Source organism: Peribacillus phoenicis (assembly GCF_047238085.1).
Taxonomy (GTDB): domain Bacteria; phylum Bacillota; class Bacilli; order Bacillales; family DSM-1321; genus Peribacillus.
This window is the reverse complement of sequence record NZ_JBDFMF010000001.1, coordinates 3,102,768-3,124,547: the sequence shown is the minus strand read 5'-3', so window position 1 is coordinate 3,124,547 and position 21,780 is coordinate 3,102,768. Positions and strand designations below refer to the sequence as shown.

The following is a 21,780-nucleotide window of genomic DNA, read 5'->3' as shown; positions in this document are numbered from 1 at the left end:
AATCCCAAAACTCTAATTCGGGAGGGGATACCTTGGAAAAGGTAGATATTTTTAAAGATATAGCTGAACGGACCGGTGGCGACATATATTTGGGGGTGGTCGGTGCCGTCAGGACGGGAAAATCCACATTTATTAAAAAATTCATGGAGCTAGTCGTCATTCCGAATATTCCGTCAGAGGCGGACCGCGCAAGGGCACAGGATGAATTGCCTCAAAGTGCTGCTGGAAAGACGATCATGACGACGGAACCCAAATTCGTACCGAACCAGGCAGCATCGATTCAAGTGGCTGAAGGTCTCGACGTGAATATTCGTTTAGTTGATTGTGTCGGTTATACAATACCTGGGGCTAAAGGGTATGAAGATGAAAATGGTCCCCGCATGATTCACACGCCTTGGTATGAAGAGCCGATTCCGTTCAATGAAGCGGCTGAGATCGGTACTCGCAAAGTAATTCAGGATCATTCCACATTAGGCGTGGTCGTTACGACGGATGGGTCGATAGGAGAAATTCCGCGAAGTGATTATTTAGAGGCCGAGGAAAGGGTTGTCGAAGAATTGAAGGAGGTGGGCAAGCCATTTATCATGATTGTCAATTCCGTTCAGCCTCACCACCCGAATACGATAGCCCTGAAGGAATCCCTGCAGGAAAAGTATGATATCCCTGTATTGGCGATGAGTGTCGAAGGAATGCGGGAATCGGATGTTTACAGCGTACTCCGCGAGGCCCTGTACGAATTCCCAGTTCTCGAGGTCAATGTAAATCTTCCGAGCTGGGTAATGGTTCTGCGCGAGGATCATTGGTTAAGGGAAAGTTACCAGGAAGCGGTTAAAGAGACCGTCAAGGACATTAAACGCCTGAGGGATGTAGATCGTGTAGTCGGTCATTTCAATGAATTCGAGTTCATTGACCGTGCAGCGCTTGCAGGCATTGAGATGGGGCAGGGTGTTGCAGAGATCGACCTATACGCCCCTGATGAACTCTATGATGATATTCTGAAGGAAATTGTCGGTGTGGAGATTCGGGGCAAGGATCATCTATTATCTTTAATGCAGGACTTTGCGTATGCCAAAGCAGAGTATGATCAGGTGGCCGATGCATTGAGAATGGTCAAACAAACAGGATATGGTGTCGCAGCCCCTTCCCTTAACGATATGAGTCTTGATGAACCGGAAATCATCCGTCAGGGAGCCAGGTTCGGTGTCAGGCTAAAAGCCGTAGCTCCTTCCATCCATATGATCAAGGTCGATGTCGAATCAGAATTCTCGCCAATCATCGGTACTGAAAAACAAAGTGAAGAATTAGTCCGGTATCTGATGCAGGATTTCGAAGACAATCCACTTTCCATTTGGAACTCAGATATTTTTGGCAGAAGCCTAAGTTCCTATGTAAGGGAAGGCATACAGGTGAAATTAGCGATGATGCCTGACAATGCCCGTTACAAATTGAAAGAAACACTGGAAAGGATTATTAATGAGGGCAGTGGGGGATTGATTGCCATCATCTTATAAAAACGTTTAAAAGCTGGACCAACTCCATTTATGGATTGGTTTTTTTGCATGCGAAATACTCAGGATCACAATAAAATTTTCATTTTGAACGCTAAAATTTGAAATAATCTGCTGTTTTTTAGTATAATCTTGAAAAAACCCTGTGGTTAAGCGATTTTCAGCAATATAATAAGTTTAATTTCTATAAAAAAGGGAAATGATGAATAGCGAAAGACAAAATTTATAATATATACAATTATTAATGAAAAGATTCCCATTATTTTTTGAATTCCCTTGCTAAGCTAATAGGATTTGTGATAATCTACATACAGAAAACGCGTTATAACAGCGATTTCAACCTATTTATAAATTTCCGGATGAATTATTTGGAAATTAATTCGGCTTGGTAATCCTTGATTGCCAGGGAATGAAAATTTTTGGACCGAAGCTAATATCAAATCACTATTATAGTGTTGTAATAATGATTTTTTATAAAGATTCCTTTTTGGGAGGAGGTGAATGGCATGAACAAAACAGAATTAATTAATGAAGTTGTTACAGCAACTGAAATTTCTAAGAAAGACGCTACAAAAGCTGTTGATGCTGTTTTTGATACAATCTTAGAAGCTCTAAAAAACGGTGATAAAGTCCAATTGATTGGTTTTGGTAACTTTGAAGTTCGTGAACGTGCGGCTCGTAAAGGCCGTAACCCACAAACTGGTGACGAAATCGAAATTGCAGCTAGCAAAGTGCCAGCTTTCAAACCCGGTAAAGCGCTGAAAGATGCAGTGAAGTAATTCTACCATTACATACGGGTGCTTAACCGAAAAGGGCCGCGTGAAAACGCGGCCCTTTTTTTGCTTCTTAATTTCCATCTGTGATAATATAAAAGACAGTGAATATTTTAGAAACGCTGCAGATGGTTAATCCGTCACAGGGAAATGCCCATCCAAAAACAGCTTCCGGCGAAACTGCCGTTCAAGGGCTCAATGTATGGGTCTTCTTTAATAATTGCAATTATGGATATCCGGGTGCAACGCGCTTTGGATTTTTTATCTGAATACATAATATTATTGATTTTTTAGGAGGTACAAAAATGGCTAATGTTGATCATGCCAAATTGGAAGAAGCGGTTAAAATGCTTCTTGAGGCTGTAGGGGAAGACCCAACGAGGGAAGGACTGCTGGATACTCCTGGCCGTGTAGCCAGAATGTATGAAGAAATTTTCTCTGGACTTAATCAGGATCCAAAGGAATATTTCGATACTGTTTTTGGGGAGGACCATGAAGAACTCGTACTTGTAAAGGATATTCCATTTTACTCAGTATGTGAACATCATTTAGTCCCTTTTTATGGGAAAGCCCATGTAGCATATATTCCGAAAAACGGAAAAGTGACTGGCTTAAGTAAATTGGCACGGGCAGTAGAGGCTGTATCGAAGCGTCCGCAACTTCAAGAGCGCATCACTTCCACAGTTGCTGACTCGATAATGGAAAAGCTCGAGCCTCATGGTGTAATGGTTGTAGTAGAGGCTGAACATATGTGCATGACCATGCGAGGTGTAAAAAAACCTGGATCTAAAACAGTGACTTCAGCTGTAAGGGGAACGTTTGCGAAGGATCATCGTACTAGAGCTGAAGTGCTGGCATTCATTAAAGACTAAGGACATGGGGGCAGGAAAAAATGAATGAAAAAAAGATCTTGAATGATTTTGTCGTAATCAAAGCCATTGAGGATAGTGTGAACGTCATCGGGTTGACAAGGGGAACGGACACCAAGTTTCATCACTCCGAAAAACTAGACTCAGGAGAGGTGATGATCGCACAATTCACGGAACATACCTCGGCAATTAAAATCAGGGGCCATGCAAAAGTCTATACTCCATTCGGAGAGATAGAAAGTGATTCCAAAAAGAATTCACCTGAGAAATGATAGCTTCTCAATACTTGGTTAATTAGTAAATCAATCATCTGATATCACGTTTAACAAGCTGTAAATTTCCCGCATCCATTTTTTGAAGAGCAAAAGTCGATGGTTTCCTTACCTTTGGAAGTTTCATTTTATAAACGTTGACCATTTCATCTGATTGTTTTTATGGTATAATAATGTGTATTTTACACAGACAGAAACCAATATGTATGAAAAAAATTATCTTTCGGGGATGCAAGGGTGATCTCAATTGTTAAACATAACGGACGACATAAGGCAATTAAAGCGATTAATAGAAACGAAAGCTCAACATCCATATTTATTGAAGTATATACAAAAGCCAAGCTTGGACGAAGATAAACTGATATTGCTTTGGGGATTGTTTAACGATTTGGACGTTTTAAGCGAAAAACGAAATCAATACATCATTTCAACCATGTTAGTGCAAATAGCTCTGGATACCCATGAAATCGTCTCGAATTCAGGAGAAGGAACCGAGTTGCCCGAGGTATTGAAAAATCGTCAATTACAAGTGCTTGCCGGTGATTACTATAGTGGCTTATATTATCAAGTGCTTGCCAGTGTAGGTAATGTTGATATGATCCGTATACTTTCGAGCGCGATAAAAAAAATAAATGACAATAAAATCATTCTTTACCAACAAGGGTCCATTAATGATGTCCCAACGCTTTTAATGACGATCAAAGCGATCGAGGCTTCGCTGATTCATAAACTGGCGGATTACTATAATGAGCCTGCCTGGATAGAAATAGCGGAAGATCTGCTGCTTTTAAAACGGTTGCATGCCGAGAAGAACAGTTATATGGAGTCGGGGCAATCGATAGTTTTTGATGTCCTAAGGGAAATGCCTCTCGATGACTCGATTGGCGGGGAAGTTACCATTTCGGAAAAAGAAGAACAGGTACGCACCCAATTCGACAAGTGCCTGAGGGATACCAGGCAATCCGTACAGTGCTCGATGCGGAAGCTGGCAAAGTTGGATGATGAACTTCTGGAAAGAGTGAAGGCCATCTTGGAACAAACAGAGAGTATAGCAAATTCATATGTGAAAGAAGGGTGAATCATGGAGCAGTCTAAAGAGCAAAAAGTTCATCATGTCTTTGAAAAGATCTACGGAAATTATGACAAGATGAATTCCCTCATCAGCTTTAAACAGCATCTTAAATGGCGGAAGGCTACAATGGCCATCATGAATGTCCCAAAAGGCGCCCATGCACTGGATGTATGCTGTGGAACAGCGGACTGGACCATTGCCCTTGCTAATGAAGTAGGACCAGAAGGAAAGGTTGTTGGTCTGGATTTTAGTAAGAACATGCTGAAAATCGGCGAACAAAAGGTAAATGAACTCAATCTGGAGCAAGTGTCCCTGATGCATGGGAATGCAATGGAGCTTCCTTTTGAGGACGATAGCTTTGACTATGTCACGATCGGTTTCGGGCTGCGGAATGTCCCCGATTACATGAAAGTGCTTAAAGAGTTAAACCGGGTAGCCAAGCCGGGTGGAATGATCGTTTGCCTGGATACTTCACAGCCTACGATGCTTGGCTTTAAACAGGGCTATTATTTTTATTTCCGTTTCATCATGCCCATGTTTGGCAAATTATTCGCAAAAAGCTATAGCGAATACTCATGGCTGCAGGAATCGGCTCGGGATTTCCCTGGCATGAAAAAGCTTGAAAACATGTTCAAGCAGGCGGGAATGGAAAATGTCAGTTATAAGGCCCATTTCGGTGGGGTAGCAGCAACACATTTCGGGTACAAGCCTTCAAAATAAGCATAATAGCAATGGACAAAGCTGGGTGGAATGTATGAAATTTAAAATGATGTATTCATTTTTGAATGCAGATTTGCAATTAATAGAAAAAGAACTGGAAGCCGCAATCGAAGCGGATTCCACGGTTTTAAGGGAAGCTTCCCTGCATTTGCTGCAATCCGGTGGAAAACGGATCCGTCCGGTATTCGTCCTATTGGGTGCGAAGTTTGGCAACTATGATATTCATGTCGTAAAGCATGTCGCAGCGACTTTGGAACTGATTCATACAGCTTCCCTTGTGCATGATGATGTTGTGGATGATGCGGATTTACGCAGGGGATCTGCTACCATTAAATCAAAATGGGATAATCGTGTCGCCATGTACACAGGCGACTTCATTTTTGCTCGTGCACTGGAAATGATGGCGGTTATCGAGTCTCCGCTGGCGCATCAAATTCTCGCTGATACTATGGTTGAACTATGTCTTGGGGAGATTGAACAAATAAAAGATAAATACAATTTCGAACAGAATTGGCGGATATACTTTAGAAGGATCAAACGGAAAACGGCACTGCTCATTGCATCCAGCTGCCAGTTGGGAGCCATTTCAGCGGGTGTTGAAGAGAGAATTCACCAAAAGCTATTTAAATTCGGATATTATGTCGGTATGTCTTATCAAATCACTGATGATATATTGGATTTTACTGCTTCGGAAGAAGAGCTTGGGAAACCGGCCGGCAGTGATTTGATTCAAGGTAATATCACTTTACCCGTATTGATTGCTATGGAAGATCCAAAGTTAAAAAAGCTTATCGAAACAGTTCGGGAAGATACGCCAAAAGAGGAAATGTCCCATATAATTCATGCGATAAAAACTTCCGGTGCCATTGAAAAGGCAGCGAGGATCAGTGATATGTATTTAGAAAAGGCATTTACCGAGTTGAAAGGTCTTCCTGCCATTAAAGCTAGAAAAACTTTATCCGATATCGCGAAAAATATCGGAAAAAGAAAGTTTTGATAATGGGAGTTGCGAAACTCATCAAACAATGGTAATATTCTAAAAGTATTGCCTTATATAGGCAAATAACAATGATACATATTAGGAGTGACATTCATGGAAAGAACATTTTTAATGGTTAAGCCTGACGGCGTTCAACGCAATTTAATCGGTGAAATCGTTTCCCGTTTTGAAAAGAAAGGCTTCCTTCTTGCAGGAGCAAAATTAATGGTCATTTCTCAAGAATTGGCTGAGCAGCATTATGGCGAGCACAAAGAACGTCCTTTCTTTGGCGAACTAGTGGACTTCATTACTTCAGGTCCTGTCTTCGCAATGGTTTGGGAAGGTGAAAACGTAATCGCTACTGCACGTCAAATGATGGGTGCCACTAACCCTAAAGATGCAGCAGCAGCAACAATTCGTGGCGATTTTGCCGTAACTGTCGGCAAAAACATCATTCACGGATCTGATTCGGCTGAAAGCGCTGTACGCGAAATCGGTTTATTCTTCAAAGAAGAAGAACTTGTTGAGTACTCTAAACTTGTTAACGAGTGGGTTTATTAATTAATACGATCTCTTTAAAAAAAAGCGGGTTCCATCGTCATTATGCGATGGAACCCGCTTTTTTTAATTGCTTTTTTAGTTTCAAGCAGCAACGTAAGGGATTATTTTAGTTTAAAGAAAATATGGCACTCTCCGATATATATAAAGGGAAGAACCGCTTAAAATAATTATGTGCAGGGGAGTCGTGGGAATGCCTCAAGAATATGAAGAGTTTATTCGTAATATCAAAATGCTGACAGGCATTGATTTGGCATTATATAAGGAAGGGCAAATGAAAAGGCGACTAACATCTCTATATGAAAAAAGAGGATATCATTCATTTCGTGAATACTACAAAGACATTCAAACCAATCCCGGTGTTTTAAATGAGTTTTTGGATAGAATGACAATCAACGTTTCCGAATTTTATAGAAATGCGAAAAGATGGGAAGTGTTGGAACGGAAAATCCTGCCTGGGTTATTAGAAAGCAAAAAAAAGTTGAAAATTTGGAGTGCTGCCTGCTCAACTGGCGAGGAACCATATACGATTGCCATGATATTATCCAATCTGGTCCCACTCAGCCAAATAGAGATATTGGCGACGGATCTCGATGAAAATGTATTGGCGCGAGCGAGATTGGGGATGTATCCTGAACGTTCCTTAAATGAAGTGCCTGAGGAAATTAAAAGGAAATACTTTGAAAAAAAAGCGGATTTTTATCGTGTCGATGATGAAATCAAGAGAAGGGTGACATTTAAAAAGCAAAACCTTCTTGCTGACCGATTCGACCAAGGGTTCGATTTAATCGTTTGCCGCAATGTTTTAATTTATTTCACTGAAGAAGCCAAGAATTTATTATATGAAAAATTCAGTGCATCGCTAAAAAGCGACGGGGTATTTTTTGTAGGGAGTACAGAACAAATATTCACCCCAGGGAAATATCAATTTGAAACGATCGACACATTTTTTTATAAGAAAAAGTAAATACTTTAGAAAAAAGGGACTGATCCTGCACGTGCGCATTCAGTCCCTTTTCGTTTGCCGTGTAATAGCAATTCCAGTAGAACTCTAATTTGAAAGAATAAACTATATCGAAAATGTTTAAGTACTTGTAAAATAGAAAGAAAAGTGATTAAATTCAAACAATATGGTTTTTACGTTTTACATATACCCACATTTCATAAAATTGTGGTATATTGATACATATACACTTTAAAGTGCTAAAAGGGGGCTGGAAGATGAGATATTTAACAGCGGGAGAATCACATGGTCCGCAACTGACTACTATCATTGAAGGATTACCGGCAGGAATGCCGATTTCGAAAGAGGATATCAATCAAGAATTAGGGCGCCGGCAAAAAGGGCATGGACGTGGAAGAAGGATGCAGATCGAGAAAGATCAGGCTTTTATTTCTTCTGGAATCAGACATGGCTACACACTCGGTTCACCGGTTGCTTTGGTGGTTGAGAACGATGACTGGAAGCATTGGACAAAGATTATGGGAAGCGAAGGGCTTTCAGAAGAGGAAGCTGAAGAAATTAAACGTAAAATCACCCGGCCACGTCCTGGTCATGCCGACTTGAACGGCGGGATTAAATATGGGCACCGCGATTTGCGAAATGTTCTGGAACGCTCTTCAGCCCGTGAAACGACAGTAAGGGTGGCAGCAGGAGCTGTCGCTAAAAAGCTATTGTCTTTATTGGGGATAGAAGTGGCATCTCATGTTTTGGAAATTGGCGGAGTCAAGGCAGAACCGCCAAAATACGAAAGTATTCAGCAATTGCAACAAGTAACAGAAGAATCTTCTGTTAGATGTTTTGACAAAAACGTAGAACAGCAGATGAAGGATGCAATTGATGAAGCGAAACAAAAAGGAGATTCCATCGGCGGCATCGTTGAAGTCATTGTAGAAGGAATGCCGGTGGGTGTAGGAAGTTATGTGCATTATGACCGTAAGCTTGATGCAAAACTAGCCGCAGCGATAATGAGCATCAATGCATTTAAAGGGGTGGAAATAGGTCTTGGTTTTGAAGCTGCCCATCTATTTGGCAGTGATGTCCATGATGAAATCGCATGGGACGAAGAACAGGGCTATTACCGGAAAACCAATCGCCTTGGCGGTTTTGAAGGCGGTATGACAACTGGAATGCCGATAGTTGTACGCGGTGTGATGAAGCCGATCCCCACTTTATATAAACCTTTGAAAAGCGTTGATATTGATACGAAGGAAGTGTTTGAAGCAAGTGTCGAACGTTCCGATAGTTGTGCGGTTCCTGCTGCAGCAGTGGTTGCTGAGGCGGTAGTAGCATGGGAACTGGCGGCTGCCATCGTTGATCAATTCCCTTCAGATCGTTATGAGCAATTAGCGGAATACGTAAGATCATATCGGGAAGAAGTAAAGGGGTTTTAAATCATGGAATCCATCCAAATAAAAACGGCTTCCAAGCAATATCCGGTTTTAATTGGCAAGAAGGCAATAAATGAATTGCCCGAATTAATATCACATGAATTAAATCATCTAAACAAGATTCTGATCATAACTGATGAGAAAGTGGCGGCACTTCATTTGCAGACCGTGAAAAACGCCCTGATCAAGACGGGGAAACCTGTCCTGCATCATGTAGTGCCAGAAGGGGAGCATGCTAAAACATTCGATGTGTTTTATGAATGCCAAAGCTTCTGCTTAACTCAACAGATTAATCGCAAATCATTGATTATCGCCCTTGGCGGTGGTGCAGTAGGTGATTTGGCTGGATTCGTTGCGGCTACTTTTATGAGAGGGATTCCATTTATACAGGTTCCGACGACTTTACTCGCCCACGATAGTGCAGTGGGCGGCAAGGTTGCCATCAATCACCCGTTAGGGAAAAATATGATTGGAGCCTTTCATCAGCCTGAAGCGGTCATTTATGATCTTGAATTTTTAAAAACTCTGCCTCTTAAAGAATTAAGGTCAGGTTTTGCAGAAGTCATTAAACATTCATTGATAGCCGATAATGAGTTTTATCTATGGTTAAAGTCGAATATTGTTGATTTGAATGATATAACGGATGAGCAATTCCTGACAATGATTACAAAAGGGATTGGAATTAAAGCTAAAATTGTCGAAGAGGATGAGAAGGAAAACGGCATTCGTGCCTTTTTGAATTTTGGTCATACGCTCGGACATGCAGTGGAAGGTTCAATGGGGTACGGAAACTTTACGCATGGGGAATCCATTTTAATCGGGATGGTTTATGCCCTTAAATTAAGCAGAAAGAAAGTAGATCTCGATTTTAAACTGGATGAGTTTATTAGCTGGGTATCTTCTTTAGGTTATCAAATAACGATCCCAACCAGGCTTGAACATGCAATGCTGCTTGAATTAATGAAAACAGACAAAAAATCGGTCAATGATTCAGCTACTTTTGTCCTGCTAAACGAAGTGGGGTCACCGCTATTAATGGATATAGCCGACTCTGAGCTGATGGAGGAAATGGCGGATATGATATAGAGTTCAGGAGAAGGGGGGACTATGTGTGATAAGAGGAATAAGGGGTGCCACTACTGTAGAAAGAGACACGGAAATGGAAGTGATTTCCGCTGCCGAAAAGTTGATGGCAGAGATCATTCAGGTCAACGAGATTGATCCCGAAATGGTAGCTTCTGTGTTTTTTTCTGCTACGGAAGAGATTCGTTCTGTCTTCCCTGCCAAAGCCTTGAGGAAATTCGAAGGCTGGACTTATGTACCGGTTACATGCATGAAAGAAATACCGGTCAGCAATTCCTTGCCATTTTGCATTCGGGTCATGATCCATGTAAATACGACGAAATCTCAAAAAGAGATACAGCATGTATACCAGGCAGGGGCTACGGTATTACGGCCAGATTTGACAAAGCAGATATAAGATGATTTTAAATCTATGAATATGATATACTATTCTCACACTTTCTTACTTTAAAGTGATAAAAATATAGAGGTGATTGACATGAAATGGAATGAAGCGGTCCTTTCCTTGAAGTCTTATCAACCGGGAAAATCCACTGATGAAGTGAAAAAATTATACGGGTTGGAAAAAATCACGAAATTAGCTTCAAATGAAAATCCTTTCGGCTGTTCGGAAAAAGTAAAGGAGTCCGTTAGGAATTCAACCCATTCGTTTGCCATCTACCCAGATGGGTATGCAACGATGCTAAGGGAAGCTGTTGCAAAACATACAGGTGTGAAAGAAACTCAGCTTATTTTTGGAAATGGATCTGATGAGAACATTCAAATCATCTCCCGAAGCCTATTGGGAGCTGGAAAGAATACGGTCATGGCAACAGGCACTTTTTCACAGTATCGCCATAATGCCACGCTAGAAGGTGCGGAAATCAGGGAAGTTCCTCATATTGATGGTGCTCATGATCTAGAAGGAATGCTTAAAGTTATAGATGAAAAAACAGCAGTTGTCTGGCTTTGTACACCAAATAATCCAACAGGTAAATACATTTCGGAACAGGACTTATTATCATTCATTGAAAGAGTGCCGGAAGATGTACTTATCGTTTTGGATGAAGCGTACTGTGAATATGCAACGGCTGAGGATTACCCGAGAACGAATCAATGGGTCAATAAATATAAAAATTTGATCATACTCCGGACATTCTCAAAAATCTATGGACTTGCCAGTTTTAGGGTAGGGTACGGATTGGCGGATGATGATATCATCCAGAAACTAGATCCATCCCGGGAACCATTCAATGTCAACACATTCGCACAGAATATTGCTATCGTCGCTTTGGAAGATCAAGCCTTCATTGAAAAATGCAAGGATGAAAATCAAAAAGGGCTCAAGCAGTACTATGAATTTTGCAATAAGGAAAATTTAGCTTATTACCCGTCACAAGGTAATTTCATCTTTATCCATTTTAAACAGGATGCCGATGTGGTGTTTCAATATTTGCTTGAGCGCGGATACATTGCAAGGTCGGGGAAATCCTTCGGTTTTCCTAACAGCCTAAGGGTCACGGTTGGTTCTACGGAAGAAAATGAAGGAATGATTAACGCTATTAAAGCTTTTTTGAATGAAGTTGAGGCACCTTCTGATTCGCTGCTTTAACGTTTCATCAAACCTAGAGGAGCATAAAAGATGCGGGGGAGAGAAGAGTGAAGGGTAAGGTTTTTGTAATAGGTCTAGGTCTAATTGGCGGATCACTGGCCATGGCTGTACGCCATGCACATCCTGAAGCCGTGATTGTTGGTACGGACCTAAGTGAAAAGAATATTCAACTATCGATGCTATTGGGGATCATTGATGATTCTGTATCATCATTGGAAGCGGGAGCATGTGATGCTGATTTGATTCTACTTGCTGTGCCTGTCAATGAAACCGTGAAAATTTTAGCTCAATTGGCTGAGATGGATTTGAAGAGTGATGTCCTCATATCGGATGCAGGAAGTACGAAGGATACAGTCGTTAAGGCAGCAAAACCATTGATAGATAAAGGGGTGGCCTTCATCGGGGGACACCCTATGGCTGGTTCCCATAAAAGCGGTGCTGCGGCAGCCAAATTGCATTTATTCGAACATGCATTTTATTTGCTTACTCCAGGAGATTCCATTGAAGAAGAAAAAGTCGAGCAGCTGAAAGGGTGGCTGCAAGGAACAAGAGCGAACTTTCTGGTTGTGAGTCCTGCCACACATGATAAGCTGACTGGGGTCATTAGTCATTTCCCGCATATTGTCGCATCGGGGCTCGTTAAGCAGGCAGAAAATTACAGTAAGGAAAATAAATTGATTTCAAGGCTTGCAGCAGGTGGATTTCGAGATATTACAAGAATTGCTTCAAGCAGTCCGGAAATGTGGCGTGACATTTTGTTACATAACCGGGATGTGTTACTTGAATTAATGAATGATTGGCTGAATGAAATGGAGCATATAAAAGGCTTGGTTGCGAATGAAGATAGTGAAGAAATCCTTCGATTCTTTACCGATGCCAAGATTTTCAGGGATGATTTGCCAACGCATGCGAAAGGCGCCATACCAGCGTTTTATGATTTATATATCGATATACCGGATTATGCCGGAATAATTTCTGAGATTACCGGATATTTGGCACAAGAAGGTATCAGCATTACAAACATAAGGATCATTGAAACCAGGGAAGAGATATACGGTGTGCTGGTCATCAGCTTCCAAACAGATGTTGACCGCATAAAAGCTGCAGAGTGTATTTCAAGACATACAGATTATGAAACGATCCTGGCATAACATTTATAGGGAAGGATGGTTTTATGAATACAAAAAAATTACAAACGAACATCCAATCATTACGTGGTTCGATTGCCATACCTGGAGATAAGTCGATCTCCCATCGTTCGATAATGTTCGGAGCCCTTGCCGAGGGGGAAACGACAGTCACTAATTTTCTTCCAGGAGCAGATTGTTTAAGTACGATTTCCTGTTTTAAGCAGCTTGGAGTTCATATTGAACAAGATGGCCAGCATGTCAAAATTGCAGGCAATGGTTTTAATGGATTAAAGGAACCAGAATCAGTACTGGATGTCGGAAACTCTGGTACCACGATCAGGTTAATGATGGGCATTTTGGCAGGACAGGAATTTTCGGCCGTTTTGGCAGGTGACGAATCGATAGCTAAACGTCCAATGACCAGGGTAGTCAACCCTCTTCGTCAAATGGGAGCGGTCATTGATGGCCGAAAAGGAGCCGAATACACCCCCCTCGCCATAAGAGGAGGAAAGTTACAAGGGTTTCGCTATGAATTGCCTGTGGCAAGTGCGCAGGTGAAATCAGCGATAATCTTGGCCGGTTTACAGGCAGAAGGTGAAACGATCATTATCGAACCGGAAGAGACCCGGGATCATACAGAACGAATGATCCAAGAGTTTGGCGGAAAAATCGAAAAAGACGGACAAACGATTAAAGTAAGCGGAAATCAAGTCTTCAAAGGGACTACCATCCATGTGCCGGGTGATATTTCTTCAGCAGCTTTCTTCATGGTGGCTGCAGCGATTACGGAAAATAGTGAAGTGGTATTAAAGAATGTCGGCCTTAATTCGACAAGGACTGGAATTATCGAAGTCATGAAATCGATGGGGGCGGATATTACGATAGAGAAGAAGACGAGCGAGGGTGAACCTGCAGGAGACATCACTGTCAGAAGCTCCCGGCTAAAGGGAACGACCATCAGCGGTGATTTAATTCCCCGTCTCATCGATGAAATACCGGTAATTGCACTTTTGGCGACACAGGCTGAAGGGATAACGACAATCAAGGATGCAGCAGAACTTAAAGTGAAAGAGACGAATCGAATTGATACCGTTGCAAATGAGCTTTCCGTCCTGGGCGCAGATATAACCCCGACAGCAGACGGATTGATCATCAAAGGGCGTAGAGCCTTGAATGGTGGTAAGGTTACAAGCCATGGGGACCATCGTATCGGGATGATGCTTGCTGTAGCGGCTTTGATAACGGATGGGGAAGTGGAACTCGCTGACCCTGATGCCATAGATGTATCATATCCACAATTTTTTGGGCATTTGACGCAATTGATAAAGTGAATATAAAAAAAGTTTACATACCTTATTTGGTCTGTAAACTTTTTTTAAATGCTGAAAAGTGTTGAAAGCGCTAACATTCGGGCTTTTTTGTACCTGTATTGATCATGAAAATAATGAAAATGGGGTTCATGATCAAAAAGGAGATTTACCATAGCGTGGAGAATTAACTAGTAACCTTTTTTTAATGAGAATGGGAGGGGACTTCATCAATGGAATACAGGGCTACAGTATGGTAAACTAATGAATACTGTTTACTATGCATTTCGCGATTATATGGTATTTTTTCTTAATGGCAGATTATGCTACATTATGGCGTGAGTGTGTATGACTAGGGACCAAGTCTATCATGCAAAAGGAAGGATTCAACAATGAACACAGTGGAACAAGTTATAAAGCATTTAAAAAAAGGGGAATTAACAGAAGCTCTTAAACATATAAATCGAATTAAATCATCAGAGTCAGCAGAGGACATATTGTTGCTGGCCGAAGAAATGCTCCAGCTTGGTTTTGCGGAGGAGGCAAAGGATCTTTATGAACATCTGCTGCAACTCTATCCCGATGAAGGAGAATTAATTGTTTCGTTGGCGGAAATCCTGATTGACATGGACCAGGAAGATGAAGCGATGCTAATGCTTGAAAAAGTAAGTGCAGATGATGAAGTATATCCAAGTGCTTTGCTTTTGGAAGCGGACCTCTATCAATTACAGGGGATGGACGAGGTCAGCGAAAGGAAATTACTGCAGGCCAAGGAAATGCTTCCAGATGAGATCATCATTGATTTTGCACTAGCTGAACTGTTCTTTCATCAAGGAAGGGATCAGGAAGCCATTGCAAATTACATAAAGGTTTTGGAACAGGAACAAGAAATCGCTGGTGTTAATGTCAATCAGAGGCTTGCTGAAGCATTAAGCAGTTCGGGGAAGTTCGAGGAGGCCCTTCCGCACTTTGAAAAGGCCTTAAAGGATGGAATTGAAATCAATACCCTATTTGAATATGCATTTACAGCTTTTCAGGCAGGTCTTTATGACACAGCCGTACGAAAGTTCATTGAACTGAAAGAATTAGATCATGAATACCATTCATTATATTTGTACCTGGCAAAGAGTTATGAACATCTTGAAGATCTGGAAAATGCCTTGAAAACAGTCAAAGAAGGAATCAAGGCTGATGAATTCAATAAGGAACTTTACTTCTTCGGTGGAAAAATTGCCTTGAAAAGCGGGCTTGATGAAGAGGCGGAAAATCTATTTAAAGAAGCACTGGCCATTGATCCGGGATACCTGGAAGCTGCACTCACCCTCTTGAAATTGTATATGCACCACGAAAGGTATGAAGATGTATTGGAGTGTATTGGTGAAGTAAGGCGATATGGTGAGGATGATCCGCAGTTTGAATGGATAGCTGCTGTATCATATCAGAATACTGAACAATTTAAAGAGTCATTAACCAGCTATCATAAAGCATATAATTCATTCAAGAACAATCAAGATTTCCTTGAAGATTATGGTTTCTTTTTAATTGAAGAAGGAGACAGAGCCACATCTAGAGAAGTATTTAATAAGCTCCTTGAGATGAACCCGGCGAATGATGAGTATGCGATGATATTGGAGCGGCTAGGTGAAAGCACAGATGAAATGTAGATAAGTGAAACGAAACTAAATCTAGACAGAGGAGGGAATTCATGGTGGCTGCCCCTGTTTCTGTGAATGAGAAGAAGGATTTTATTCGGTGGTTTTTAAATCATTATCAACTGAAACGAAGAGAATGTGTGTGGATTTTGAATTACTTAATGAGTCATGATCAACTAATGAAAAAGGTTCATTTTGTAGAAAATGCACAATATTGCCCACGTGGACTGATTATGTCGACACATTGTGTGGATGAGGTCCCTTTCAGGTTCTATAAGTCCAACATCATGACGACCGATGCAGAGAAATCTTTTCATGATATCCGTTTAAATCGGGATGAAGACATTTATATTCAGCTTAATTTTAAATCGTCTTATTCTTCCTATCAATATGCAGCGGTACTCGAGAACAACCCCTTCATGCCGAAATCAACGGCGTCGAATGAAAAAGACCAGCTGCTGGCTGAACAATTTTTGGAAAGAAGCATGTTGTATTTCCAAAGGGACCGTTTGCTTAAGGAAATCGATGAAGCCCTTGATAAGCATGATGAACTAGCATTTAAGAACTTGACCGAACAATTGAATCAATTAAAAGTACTTGGATGAAATAAATTGACCTTTCCGTAATCAGGAAAGGTTTTTATTTTTTATAAAACATTGATAAAATCCACATTTTTGTAAAGACTATGGGTATATGGTAAAGATGTTATAAAAATAATGGTAAAATGATAAGGAGTTGATTTAAAAAATCGGGAGTGAAGAAAAAACATGAAGTGGACAGCAAAAGATCTTGACATGTATATGCAGTCAAAAGAGTATGTGGATACCGTTTTGATTCCTTTGGTTCCCCTATCTTTTCGAGGACAAATGAAGCAAACGGGCTCAATGAATGAATTTCTTACCATTTTAAGCTTGGAAATTGAAAAGCAGATGAAAGGAAGAATTCTTTTATTGCCAACATTTCATTATTTAAGTGATGAATTGGATAAGGTTGAGCGGTTAAAACGTTGGGCCAATGAAGTGAAAGAAAATAATTTCAAGCATGTTTTTTTTCTTACATCGGATTTTGAGTGGAAAAAGGAGGAGCGGGAATTAGAAAATAATTTAGTATGGATTCCTGCCATCCCGCTGGAAGCGCTTGAAATCGAACAAGCAAGGGAAATGATTCACCAGCAAGTTATCCAAATCCTTGATATTTTCTCTTATAATTGGAAAAATGAAAAAAAGTAGGATTTTTCGCATTATTTGACACATAGTTGCCACCTTTTGGGTTTTACAAATATTGACCTTGGTAAATTATTGAGATATCATGGAAATGTCCTAGTTTTATAGTGTCGCTATTTATTGGTCCTTTGGGCTCTCAGTATAGTAATAGAGGGGGGGAAAACGCATGAGCAAGCATAATGTTTCACGACGTCAATTCCTTAATTACACACTTACTGGCGTTGGTGGATTTATGGCGGCCGGTATGTTGATGCCTATGGTTAGGTTTGCAATTGATCCTGTATTATCAGCAGATAAAGGCGGGGATTACGTTGCAACTAAGCAGAAGGTAGGTGAACTGACTACCGAACCAACCCGTGTCGACTTTAGTTTTAAACAGGTCGATGGGTGGTATGAATCTGAAGAAACAAATACGGCTTGGGTTTACAAAACGGATGATGGTAAGATCGTTGCTTTATCTCCAATCTGTAAACATTTAGGCTGTACGGTAGGCTGGAATACGGATAAGACTAATCCGAATCAATTTTTCTGTCCTTGCCATTATGGCAGGTATACGAAAGATGGGATGAATGTGAAAGGGACACCGCCGGTTTCACCATTGGATGTCTTTGACACGAAAGAAAAAGATGGAATACTTTATTTGGGTCAACTAAAACCGCATGGGGAGGCGTAAACATTGCTAACAAAGTTATATGACTGGGTGGACGAGCGTTTAGATATTACGCCGTTATGGCGGGATATTGCTGACCATGAGGTTCCTGAACATGTTAACCCCGCACATCATTTTTCTGCATTCGTATATTGTTTTGGTGGGTTAACTTTCTTTATTACGGTCATCCAAATCTTGTCAGGCATGTTCTTGACGATGTACTATGTCCCAGACATTAAAAACGCTTGGGAATCTGTTTATTATTTACAAAATGAAGTTGCCTTCGGTCAAATTGTCCGTGGTATGCATCACTGGGGAGCAAGTCTAGTTATAGTTATGATGTTTTTACATACTCTTCGTGTCTTCTTCCAGGGAGCTTACAAAAAACCGCGTGAATTGAACTGGATGGTCGGCGTATTGATTTTCTTCATCATGCTGGCATTAGGCTTGACTGGTTATTTATTGCCATGGGATATGAAAGCGCTATTCGCAACGAAAGTTACTTTGACAATTGTCGAATCGGTACCGTTAATGGGACCGGCACTCAAGACATTGATAGCAGGAGATCCAACGATCGTTGGAGCACAGACATTGACACGATTCTTTGCAATTCATGTATTCTTCCTGCCTGCAGCATTATTTGCTTTACTAGCGGCTCATTTCCTGATGATCCGAAAACAAGGTATTTCAGGTCCACTTTAAAAGAATGGTGAACCAAGAACCAAATAAACCTTTTCATAAAGGAGGGGAATTGTTCAATGCATCGTGGGAAAGGTATGAAATTCGTAGGTGACTCGCGTATCTCCGCGGACCGTAAACCGAATATTCCGAAAGATTATTCAGAATATCCTGGGAAAACTGAAGCATTTTGGCCTAATTTCCTTTTAAAAGAATGGATGGTAGGAGCTGTATTTCTTGTAGGTTATCTATGCCTGACAATCGCACATCCATCACCATTGGAAAGGATAGCAGATCCTACAGATACAGCGTATATTCCGCTGCCAGACTGGTATTTCCTATTCCTTTACCAATTACTTAAGTATACCTATGCTTCAGGCCCTTATAATGCAATCGGGGCTTTAGTAATACCTGGTTTGGCTTTTGGAGCTTTGCTCTTGGCGCCTTTTTTAGATCGTGGTCCAGAGCGGAGCCCGGCAAAACGTCCTTTTGCTGTAGGTTTCATGCTCTTGGCAATTGCTGGCGTTTTCTATTTAACATGGGAGTCAGCAGCCCACCACGATTGGGAAGCTTCCAAGAAACAAGGAGCGATCGTGGAAGGTGCAGACATTGATAAAGAGAGTGATGGGTACAAACTGATGGATTCCAGTGGCTGTATTAGCTGTCACGGAGCAGAGTTAACTGGTGGAGCAGGAGCGCCAAGCTTAATTGACACTGGCTTGAGCCCAGAAGAAATCTCTAAAATCGCAGTCAAAGGCCAGGGCGCAATGCCAGCTGGCATGTTCAAAGGTACAGATGAAGAATTGGCAACATTAGCTGAATTTGTATCTGGTTTATCGGCAAAATAAAATAGCCATCCACAGCATTTTCTTTCATATGCTGCAAATGAAGCTGACGACTACGGTTGTCGGCTTTTTTATTGGTAAATTGAAGCGTAAATGAGAAGAAATTGAAATGAATGCTTGGTTTTCTGGTTGATGGCCTGTAAAATGAGTATACATGAGAATGTAAGTGAGGGTAAAAGAATGAATGTTATCTACAGTTGGCTTGCAAATCGGCAAATGCTCGTTTTGTTATTAATGATAAATATATTCGGAACTGCCTATGGATATTATTGGTATGGAAGTCAATTGGAAAACACTCCTACTATTTTTTTGGCATTTGTACCGGACAGCCCGACAGCTAGCCTGTTTTTTGTTTTTGTTTTATTGGGGTTCCTGTTAAGAAGGAATTTCGGACTTATGGAAGCGTTGGCGATAATGACACTATTCAAATATGGCATATGGGCAGTTGTAATGAATTTGATGACCTTCGTGACTACAGGCTCACTGCCTTGGGAAGGTTATATGTTAATGGCTTCTCATTTGGGGATGGCGATTCAAGGAATATTATATGCACCATTTTATCGAATAAAACCTTGGCACTTGATAGCGGCAGGGATTTGGACCATACATAATGACATAATCGACTATGTTTTTGAAATGATGCCAATATACCGTGATTTATTGGTGTATATGGACTCGATAGGTTATTTCACTTTTTGGCTCAGCATACTTTCCATTTTTGTCGGCTGGTACTTTGGATATAGAAAAAAGCGGTTCACTCTGTCCTTCATTTCTTAAAAAGTTAACTCTAAATACAGCTTTGTAAAAGCATGGTTAACTTTTTTATGTTGAACGAGGTCTACTCATGTTTTTTCTTTCATATCGTTTTAGTAGAGATATGAGGAGGGACGAGTAGCATGTTGAAAAAATTCATATTAACCATTGCTGTTTTATTTGTCGTCTTACATTTCCCTGTCTATGCAGAATCCTCTTCAAGTTTGGAGCAATTAGATGACATTTCCGATAGAGCCTTGGAAATGACCAAGTTGAAGCGATATGGAGATTCGGAAAAGATGCTGACGTTTTTTTCTGACCGGTTTTTAAAAGATACAGCGAAAGAGCAGATCCTTGACATGGACGAACTTCGAATTATCACTGTAGCTCATAATGAAGCGTTAATGACAATAAAGGATATGAACAAGGGAGATTCCGAAAAGGTTAATTCTGTTACAAAGTTCCGGCTTGTTGTTGATGCGGTCAAGTCTACTCATCAGCCACTTTGGACAGAGATGGAGGATCAAATGATGAATTCTTTCCAGCAGACAAAGAATGCCGCCATCAAACAAGACACCATTACATTCAATAGCCAATTGAACTTATTCCTATCACAATATGAAATGATATATCCAAGCTTGAAAGTCGACCTTTCCAAAGAAACGATGCAGCAACTGGACACGAGGATTCAATACATCAACCAATACCGCCCGGAGGTAATCAGTGATGGAGATAATCAAGAGGAACTGGATGCGTTGCAAAACGAACTAACCTCGATTTTTGATGATATGGGTGAAGATGATGCAGATCCTTCCCTTTGGTGGGTCATCATTTCGACAGGCTCAATCATAATCATGACGCTTTCTTATGTAGGCTGGAGAAAATATAAAGGTGATAGGGAAAAACCAAGGAAAGAGCATAATGATTAAAAAGACACGGGTAGAGAACACTATATTTGACAGGGGTGCCTTCAATCCATAGAATTAAGGGTAATAAGAGTTATAGGAGGATACCATGTATTTCATTTATTTGGCGATTATTATTATAATCCCGATTTTTGCACAAATGAAAGTGAAAAGCACGTATAAAAAATATTCAAAGGTATCGGCCTCTTCCGGAATGAATGGTGCTGAGACGGCTCGTGCCATTTTGGATCAAAATGGACTGTTCAATGTCAGGGTCGAAGAGACACCTGGAATGCTTTCGGACCATTATGACCCAAGGGATAAAACGGTGCGTTTATCAACGGATAACTATCACGGCCATTCAGTTGCCGGCGTAGCTGTTGCAGCCCATGAAGTTGGACATGCGATTCAAGATAAAGAAGCATATGCATTCTTGCGTTTCCGCCATGCATTAGTACCGGTAGCTAATTTTGGCTCTAACATATCTTGGATTTTGATTTTAATCGGGATGCTAGCTTCACTTCCTAATTTGCTTTTGGCGGGTATCGTATTTATGGCAGCCGCTGTATTGTTCCAAGTGATAACACTGCCGGTTGAATTCAATGCTTCTTCTAGGGCTATGGATCAACTCATTTCCGCTGGGGTCATCCGGAATGATGAAGAACGGGAAACGAAAAAAGTATTAAGTGCTGCTGCAATGACTTATGTTGCTGCCGCTCTTGTAGCCGTACTGGAATTAGCTCGTCTTCTGCTTATGTATACAGGAATGAGGGAAGAAGATTAATTTGAAAAAAGGACTCCATCTTGGGATGGGGTCCTTTT

General features: G+C 40.9%; 24 protein-coding genes. All 24 read left to right on the top strand.

All coding sequences use genetic code 11. From position 1 onward, the window contains the following. Window positions 1-32 precede the first annotated feature (32 nt). The 24 genes from spoIVA (at window position 33) to ABC374_RS15135 (ending at window position 21,742) form a co-directional block, all read left to right on the top strand. Entirely contained in the window at window positions 33-1,511 is a 1,479-nt protein-coding gene (gene spoIVA, locus ABC374_RS15250) for a stage IV sporulation protein A (protein WP_101222423.1), read from the top strand. Between the two features lie 503 nt (window positions 1,512-2,014). Next, window positions 2,015-2,287, top strand: coding sequence for an HU family DNA-binding protein (locus ABC374_RS15245; RefSeq protein WP_034308023.1), 273 nt, complete (start codon window positions 2,015-2,017; stop codon window positions 2,285-2,287). Between the two features lie 299 nt (window positions 2,288-2,586). Next, window positions 2,587-3,153 (top strand): GTP cyclohydrolase I FolE, encoded by a 567-nt coding sequence (folE, locus tag ABC374_RS15240; RefSeq protein ID WP_063233209.1) that lies wholly within the window; start codon window positions 2,587-2,589, stop codon window positions 3,151-3,153. Between the two features lie 20 nt (window positions 3,154-3,173). Beyond that, window positions 3,174-3,422 (top strand): trp RNA-binding attenuation protein MtrB, encoded by a 249-nt coding sequence (gene mtrB, locus ABC374_RS15235; protein WP_137016024.1) that lies wholly within the window; start codon window positions 3,174-3,176, stop codon window positions 3,420-3,422. A 247-nt stretch (window positions 3,423-3,669) separates the two neighbouring features. Continuing rightward, complete coding sequence (locus ABC374_RS15230; RefSeq protein ID WP_350299366.1) at window positions 3,670-4,500, top strand: heptaprenyl diphosphate synthase component 1; 831 nt, start codon at window positions 3,670-3,672, stop codon at window positions 4,498-4,500. 3 nt (window positions 4,501-4,503) lie between these two features. Continuing rightward, window positions 4,504-5,214 carry a demethylmenaquinone methyltransferase gene (locus tag ABC374_RS15225; protein ID WP_350299365.1) on the top strand — a complete coding sequence of 237 codons (711 nt, stop codon included), beginning with the start codon at window positions 4,504-4,506 and terminating at the stop codon, window positions 5,212-5,214. Window positions 5,215-5,248: 34 nt separating this feature from the next. After that, window positions 5,249-6,211 carry a heptaprenyl diphosphate synthase component II gene (hepT, locus tag ABC374_RS15220; RefSeq protein WP_350299364.1) on the top strand — a complete coding sequence of 321 codons (963 nt, stop codon included), beginning with the start codon at window positions 5,249-5,251 and terminating at the stop codon, window positions 6,209-6,211. A gap of 96 nt (window positions 6,212-6,307) precedes the next feature. Continuing rightward, a complete protein-coding gene (gene ndk, locus ABC374_RS15215) occupies window positions 6,308-6,754 on the top strand; it encodes a nucleoside-diphosphate kinase (protein ID WP_034308008.1) in 447 nt (148 codons plus the stop codon). Window positions 6,755-6,944: 190 nt separating this feature from the next. Then, window positions 6,945-7,718 carry a CheR family methyltransferase gene (locus ABC374_RS15210; protein ID WP_350299363.1) on the top strand — a complete coding sequence of 258 codons (774 nt, stop codon included), beginning with the start codon at window positions 6,945-6,947 and terminating at the stop codon, window positions 7,716-7,718. A gap of 254 nt (window positions 7,719-7,972) precedes the next feature. Continuing rightward, complete coding sequence (gene aroC / locus ABC374_RS15205) at window positions 7,973-9,145, top strand: chorismate synthase (protein ID WP_350299362.1); 1,173 nt, start codon at window positions 7,973-7,975, stop codon at window positions 9,143-9,145. A 3-nt stretch (window positions 9,146-9,148) separates the two neighbouring features. After that, window positions 9,149-10,228 (top strand): 3-dehydroquinate synthase, encoded by a 1,080-nt coding sequence (aroB, locus tag ABC374_RS15200; RefSeq protein ID WP_350299361.1) that lies wholly within the window; start codon window positions 9,149-9,151, stop codon window positions 10,226-10,228. A gap of 25 nt (window positions 10,229-10,253) precedes the next feature. Beyond that, window positions 10,254-10,622 (top strand): chorismate mutase, encoded by a 369-nt coding sequence (gene aroH / locus ABC374_RS15195; protein WP_101222417.1) that lies wholly within the window; start codon window positions 10,254-10,256, stop codon window positions 10,620-10,622. Window positions 10,623-10,703: 81 nt separating this feature from the next. Further along, window positions 10,704-11,816, top strand: coding sequence for a histidinol-phosphate transaminase (gene hisC, locus ABC374_RS15190; RefSeq protein ID WP_413018721.1), 1,113 nt, complete (start codon window positions 10,704-10,706; stop codon window positions 11,814-11,816). 47 nt (window positions 11,817-11,863) lie between these two features. After that, the gene (locus tag ABC374_RS15185) at window positions 11,864-12,967 is read left to right on the top strand and encodes a prephenate dehydrogenase (protein WP_402897402.1); all 1,104 of its coding nucleotides are present in this window, start codon (window positions 11,864-11,866) and stop codon (window positions 12,965-12,967) included. A gap of 23 nt (window positions 12,968-12,990) precedes the next feature. Continuing rightward, on the top strand, window positions 12,991-14,277 hold the full coding sequence (aroA, locus tag ABC374_RS15180; RefSeq protein WP_413018719.1) for a 3-phosphoshikimate 1-carboxyvinyltransferase: 1,287 nt from the start codon (window positions 12,991-12,993) through the stop codon (window positions 14,275-14,277). A gap of 368 nt (window positions 14,278-14,645) precedes the next feature. Further along, window positions 14,646-15,917, top strand: a complete 1,272-nt coding sequence (locus ABC374_RS15175; RefSeq protein ID WP_413018717.1) for a tetratricopeptide repeat protein — start codon at window positions 14,646-14,648, stop codon at window positions 15,915-15,917. Window positions 15,918-15,958: 41 nt separating this feature from the next. Next, window positions 15,959-16,510, top strand: coding sequence for a ReoY family proteolytic degradation factor (locus ABC374_RS15170; RefSeq protein WP_241590168.1), 552 nt, complete (start codon window positions 15,959-15,961; stop codon window positions 16,508-16,510). A gap of 162 nt (window positions 16,511-16,672) precedes the next feature. Then, the gene (locus ABC374_RS15165; RefSeq protein ID WP_413018714.1) at window positions 16,673-17,134 is read left to right on the top strand and encodes a YpiF family protein; all 462 of its coding nucleotides are present in this window, start codon (window positions 16,673-16,675) and stop codon (window positions 17,132-17,134) included. Window positions 17,135-17,294: 160 nt separating this feature from the next. Then, window positions 17,295-17,801: a Rieske (2Fe-2S) protein gene (locus tag ABC374_RS15160; RefSeq protein ID WP_034307977.1), complete on the top strand. Its 507-nt coding sequence runs from the start codon at window positions 17,295-17,297 to the stop codon at window positions 17,799-17,801. Window positions 17,802-17,804: 3 nt separating this feature from the next. Then, window positions 17,805-18,479 carry a menaquinol-cytochrome c reductase cytochrome b subunit gene (gene qcrB / locus ABC374_RS15155; protein ID WP_034307974.1) on the top strand — a complete coding sequence of 225 codons (675 nt, stop codon included), beginning with the start codon at window positions 17,805-17,807 and terminating at the stop codon, window positions 18,477-18,479. Window positions 18,480-18,535: 56 nt separating this feature from the next. After that, on the top strand, window positions 18,536-19,303 hold the full coding sequence (locus ABC374_RS15150) for a menaquinol-cytochrome c reductase cytochrome b/c subunit (RefSeq protein ID WP_137016001.1): 768 nt from the start codon (window positions 18,536-18,538) through the stop codon (window positions 19,301-19,303). A 177-nt stretch (window positions 19,304-19,480) separates the two neighbouring features. Beyond that, window positions 19,481-20,077, top strand: coding sequence for a lipoprotein heptaprenylglyceryl N-acetyltransferase LhaT (gene lhaT / locus ABC374_RS15145; protein ID WP_350299354.1), 597 nt, complete (start codon window positions 19,481-19,483; stop codon window positions 20,075-20,077). Window positions 20,078-20,196: 119 nt separating this feature from the next. Continuing rightward, on the top strand, window positions 20,197-20,982 hold the full coding sequence (ypjB, locus tag ABC374_RS15140) for a sporulation protein YpjB (RefSeq protein WP_101222408.1): 786 nt from the start codon (window positions 20,197-20,199) through the stop codon (window positions 20,980-20,982). Window positions 20,983-21,067: 85 nt separating this feature from the next. After that, window positions 21,068-21,742: a zinc metallopeptidase gene (locus ABC374_RS15135; protein ID WP_413018711.1), complete on the top strand. Its 675-nt coding sequence runs from the start codon at window positions 21,068-21,070 to the stop codon at window positions 21,740-21,742. Window positions 21,743-21,780: the final 38 nt, after the last annotated feature.

What these genes read in the sequence shown, in the direction of transcription:
- ABC374_RS15170 (WP_241590168.1), top strand. Translation starts at nt 15,959, where the DNA reads ATGGTGGCTGCCCCTGTTTCTGTGAATGAGAAGAAGGATTTTATTCGG.
- ndk (WP_034308008.1), top strand. Translation starts at nt 6,308, where the DNA reads ATGGAAAGAACATTTTTAATGGTTAAGCCTGACGGCGTTCAACGCAAT.
- ABC374_RS15210 (WP_350299363.1), top strand. Translation starts at nt 6,945, where the DNA reads ATGCCTCAAGAATATGAAGAGTTTATTCGTAATATCAAAATGCTGACA.
- ABC374_RS15175 (WP_413018717.1), top strand. Translation starts at nt 14,646, where the DNA reads ATGAACACAGTGGAACAAGTTATAAAGCATTTAAAAAAAGGGGAATTA.
- ABC374_RS15165 (WP_413018714.1), top strand. Translation starts at nt 16,673, where the DNA reads ATGAAGTGGACAGCAAAAGATCTTGACATGTATATGCAGTCAAAAGAG.
- hepT (WP_350299364.1), top strand. Translation starts at nt 5,249, where the DNA reads ATGAAATTTAAAATGATGTATTCATTTTTGAATGCAGATTTGCAATTA.
- hisC (WP_413018721.1), top strand. Translation starts at nt 10,704, where the DNA reads ATGAAATGGAATGAAGCGGTCCTTTCCTTGAAGTCTTATCAACCGGGA.
- mtrB (WP_137016024.1), top strand. Translation starts at nt 3,174, where the DNA reads ATGAATGAAAAAAAGATCTTGAATGATTTTGTCGTAATCAAAGCCATT.
- ABC374_RS15225 (WP_350299365.1), top strand. Translation starts at nt 4,504, where the DNA reads ATGGAGCAGTCTAAAGAGCAAAAAGTTCATCATGTCTTTGAAAAGATC.
- ypjB (WP_101222408.1), top strand. Translation starts at nt 20,197, where the DNA reads ATGTTGAAAAAATTCATATTAACCATTGCTGTTTTATTTGTCGTCTTA.
- folE (WP_063233209.1), top strand. Translation starts at nt 2,587, where the DNA reads ATGGCTAATGTTGATCATGCCAAATTGGAAGAAGCGGTTAAAATGCTT.
- ABC374_RS15135 (WP_413018711.1), top strand. Translation starts at nt 21,068, where the DNA reads ATGTATTTCATTTATTTGGCGATTATTATTATAATCCCGATTTTTGCA.
- aroC (WP_350299362.1), top strand. Translation starts at nt 7,973, where the DNA reads ATGAGATATTTAACAGCGGGAGAATCACATGGTCCGCAACTGACTACT.
- aroA (WP_413018719.1), top strand. Translation starts at nt 12,991, where the DNA reads ATGAATACAAAAAAATTACAAACGAACATCCAATCATTACGTGGTTCG.
- ABC374_RS15245 (WP_034308023.1), top strand. Translation starts at nt 2,015, where the DNA reads ATGAACAAAACAGAATTAATTAATGAAGTTGTTACAGCAACTGAAATT.
- aroB (WP_350299361.1), top strand. Translation starts at nt 9,149, where the DNA reads ATGGAATCCATCCAAATAAAAACGGCTTCCAAGCAATATCCGGTTTTA.
- ABC374_RS15160 (WP_034307977.1), top strand. Translation starts at nt 17,295, where the DNA reads ATGAGCAAGCATAATGTTTCACGACGTCAATTCCTTAATTACACACTT.
- lhaT (WP_350299354.1), top strand. Translation starts at nt 19,481, where the DNA reads ATGAATGTTATCTACAGTTGGCTTGCAAATCGGCAAATGCTCGTTTTG.
- ABC374_RS15150 (WP_137016001.1), top strand. Translation starts at nt 18,536, where the DNA reads ATGCATCGTGGGAAAGGTATGAAATTCGTAGGTGACTCGCGTATCTCC.